Source organism: Streptomyces sp. NPDC029044 (assembly GCF_040637495.1).
Taxonomy (GTDB): domain Bacteria; phylum Actinomycetota; class Actinomycetes; order Streptomycetales; family Streptomycetaceae; genus Streptomyces.
Genome location: NZ_JBEZWN010000147.1, coordinates 1 through 2653, shown reverse-complemented (window position 1 = coordinate 2653; position 2653 = coordinate 1). Strand labels below are relative to the sequence as shown.

The following is a 2653-nucleotide window of genomic DNA, read 5'->3' as shown; positions in this document are numbered from 1 at the left end:
CCGGTGCGGCCCGGACCGAAAGGTGCCAGACGTGCTTCGCCGGGCGTCGCGACTCCGCGAGCGCCTGGACGGGCTGGTCCAGGAGCTGCTGCAGCACCCGCACGCCGCCGCTCGTCATGCCGTGCTCCGTGCCGGCGTGCGCGTGCCCGTGCACCGCGAGGTCGGCACCGGCGGTGTCGATCGCCTCGGCCAGCAGATAGCTGCCCAGGAAGGGGTAGATCTCCAGCGGCTCGCCCGCCAGTGTGTCCGCGACGGGGGAGTAGTGGGTCAGCGCGATCCGCGCGTCACAGCCCTCCTCGCCCAGTCGCTCCAGCGCGGCCCGCAGCCCGTCGGCGCTCTGCCGGGAATACCGGACGAACTCCTTCATGACCGGCTCGCCGAACTCCCCGGCGCAGCGGCCGACGAAGCCGCCGCCGAACCCCTTGGTCCCGGCGACGCCGATCCGCGCCCCGCCGCTCTCCACGACCGTCCCCTGCCCCTCCAGCACCTGCGCGCCGGCGTCCCGGAGGATGGCCGTGACCTCGTCCGGGCGGTCGTCGTGGTGGTCGTGGTTGCCCAGGACGGCGACGACGGGAACGGCGAGGCCCTCGACCTCCCGGGCCACCACCCGCATCTCCTCGGGTGTGCCGTGCCGGGTGAGATCCCCGGCCAGCAGCAGGAGGTCGGCGCACTCGGGCAGGGTCTCGAAGGCGGGGCGGAGCACGCCCTGGCTCTCGGGCCCCATGTGGATGTCTCCGACGGCTGCGATGCGGATCATGAGAGTTCCTCCGCGTGGTCGGGGGAGGACGCCTCGGTGACCACGAGGTCGCTGTGTACGGGGAAGCCGGCGAGTTCGTCCTCGACGGTGCGCACGATCTCCTCCCGGCAGGGGGCCGAGGGCACGGTGCCGGTGAGCAGCACCGTCCTGCCACGGGCCTCGACCCGTACGCCCAGTTCACCGAGTTCGCCGGAGGCGAGGCGGTCCTGGAGGTGGGCGATGCGGTACTCCAGGTTCTCGGCGGGCGGCCCGCCGCCCGCGTCCTGTGGACCGAGGGTGCTCATGTGGGTGCTCCTTCAGATGACGTTCAGGCGCTCCAGGAGGAAGAAGAACGCCGCGGGCATGGGTTCGTCCCCGCACTCGCGCCGCACGCGCTCCCAGTCGACCTTCTCCCGCAGCGCACGCGCGATGGGCAGGGCCGCCCCGAAGTCGCAGTGGTGCTCGGAGAACGCGGCGGTCAGGCTCCACAGCAGATCGGTCGGGGCCAGCACGGGCATGCGCACCGAGTCGACCGACAGCTCCTCGGCCCGCTCCAGCATGTCCGCGCCCACCGGACGGTGCGCCAACTCGAAGATGATGTCGACCGGCTGCCCGAAACACGTGGCCTTGATCAGCCAGTCCTCCGGCGGGGTGTAGACCGTCAGCCCGGCTTCCCGGAGCGTGGCCGCCACCGCGTCCGCGTCCTCGGGTCGGATCGCGAAGTCCACGTCGTGCTGCATGTTCTTCTCGCCGCCGTGGGCGTACGCGGCCACACTGCCGGCCAGGGCGAACAGGTGCCCCTTGCGCTTCAGCAGGGCGCCGACCTGCTTGGCCGCCTCCAGGATCGCCTGGTTGCGGTCCAGGGGCAGGTCCTGCGGCGGCTGGTCCGCCTGTGGGTCCTGTGGTGGCGCGGGCTCGGCTCCCTCCGGTGCCATCCGGAGGTCGGGGATCCCCGGTCGCCGGACGAGCGTCGCGTCATCACCGTTCTGCGTCATGACCACTCCTTCGCCGAACCGGACACTCCGCTCCCGTGCGGGGTCCGGACCCGAGACGGCCTGTTTGCCTGCACTGAGTACCCGGCGCTCCCGACCCGACACGGACGGCTTACGAGGACCGCCGGATCCGGCGCGATGTCGCTTCCCCGCAGGGCCAGTTCACCCCCCGCCCCAGCTCGCGGGCCACGGCGTCGGGCCGCCGGGCACTTTCCCCGAGTGGCGGCCGGTTCGCCCCCTGCCCAGCCTGGGACGGGCCGGACCGTCCGGCCGTCCACGCTTGAGGGAGCCCCGATGCGCACGTTGTCTTACGCCCTGCTCACCGCCCTGGCCGCCTCCGCACTCGCCGTGCCCGCGACTGCCGCCGCCCGTCCGGCGGACGTCACCGCGAGCCAGTGCGTCGCCGGCGGCGGCATGATCGTCATCTCCGCCGTGGGTGACGGCTCGTCGTCGTACAGCAAGCGCTGCGTGGGCGGGGTCCACGACGGCGAGACGGTCCTCTGACACCCGGCCGAACAAGACAAGCGCATACCCCGGCAAAAGCGGAATATGGGGCAAAGAGCTGGGAAACCGGATGACGCCGCTGGACAATGCGCTCGTGGAGGTCGACATGAACCAGGAGACATCACGTTCGTCCGATCTTCCGCAGCCCCTGCGGGCCATGGCCTCGGGCCTCAGGCACCTGCCGGGTGCGGAGCAGGTGGGCAAGGTGGCCACGGACGCACTGGACAGGATCGGTGCGGTCTCACCGCGCGGCCGCCGGATGGCCGTCTACGCCGGCGCCGGAGTGCTCGGCGTGGCCGGGCTGGTGGAGTGGCCGGTGGCGGTGACCGGCGCGGCCGTCGCCTGGTTCACCCAGCCGCGCCCCGGGCAGCGGCCCGACGGCGCGTCCCCGAACGGCGGAACACCGGCCGGCGAGAGCGGG

Annotated in this window: 4 protein-coding genes and 1 pseudogene; 2 read left to right on the top strand and 3 right to left on the bottom strand. The window is 72.7% G+C overall.

Translation table 11 applies throughout. The annotated features are described in order from the left end of the window. The 3 genes from AB0E85_RS39855 to AB0E85_RS39845 form a co-directional block, all read right to left on the bottom strand. Positions 1–757, bottom strand: a 757-nt coding sequence (locus AB0E85_RS39855) for a metallophosphoesterase (RefSeq protein ID WP_361937645.1), incomplete at its 3' end; no start/stop codon positions are given. Then, complete coding sequence (locus tag AB0E85_RS39850) at positions 754–1041, bottom strand: BON domain-containing protein (protein ID WP_361937644.1); 288 nt, start codon at positions 1039–1041, stop codon at positions 754–756. The genes AB0E85_RS39850 and AB0E85_RS39855, both read right to left, overlap by 4 nt. A gap of 12 nt (positions 1042–1053) precedes the next feature. After that, positions 1054–1731 carry a nucleotidyltransferase family protein gene (locus AB0E85_RS39845; protein ID WP_361937643.1) on the bottom strand — a complete coding sequence of 226 codons (678 nt, stop codon included), beginning with the start codon at positions 1729–1731 and terminating at the stop codon, positions 1054–1056. 291 nt (positions 1732–2022) lie between these two features. On the opposite strand from AB0E85_RS39845, the gene AB0E85_RS39840 reads away from it, so the two are divergent. Beyond that, entirely contained in the window at positions 2023–2232 is a 210-nt protein-coding gene (locus AB0E85_RS39840) for a hypothetical protein (RefSeq protein ID WP_361937642.1), read from the top strand. A 70-nt stretch (positions 2233–2302) separates the two neighbouring features. Further along, positions 2303–2653 (top strand): annotated as a pseudogene (locus AB0E85_RS39835) (hypothetical protein); the annotation flags it as partial.

Excerpts from the sequence above, each read along its gene's own strand:
- AB0E85_RS39845 (WP_361937643.1), bottom strand. The coding sequence starts at position 1,731 with ATGACGCAGAACGGTGATGACGCGACGCTCGTCCGGCGACCGGGGATC.
- AB0E85_RS39850 (WP_361937644.1), bottom strand. The coding sequence starts at position 1,041 with ATGAGCACCCTCGGTCCACAGGACGCGGGCGGCGGGCCGCCCGCCGAG.
- AB0E85_RS39840 (WP_361937642.1), top strand. The coding sequence starts at position 2,023 with ATGCGCACGTTGTCTTACGCCCTGCTCACCGCCCTGGCCGCCTCCGCA.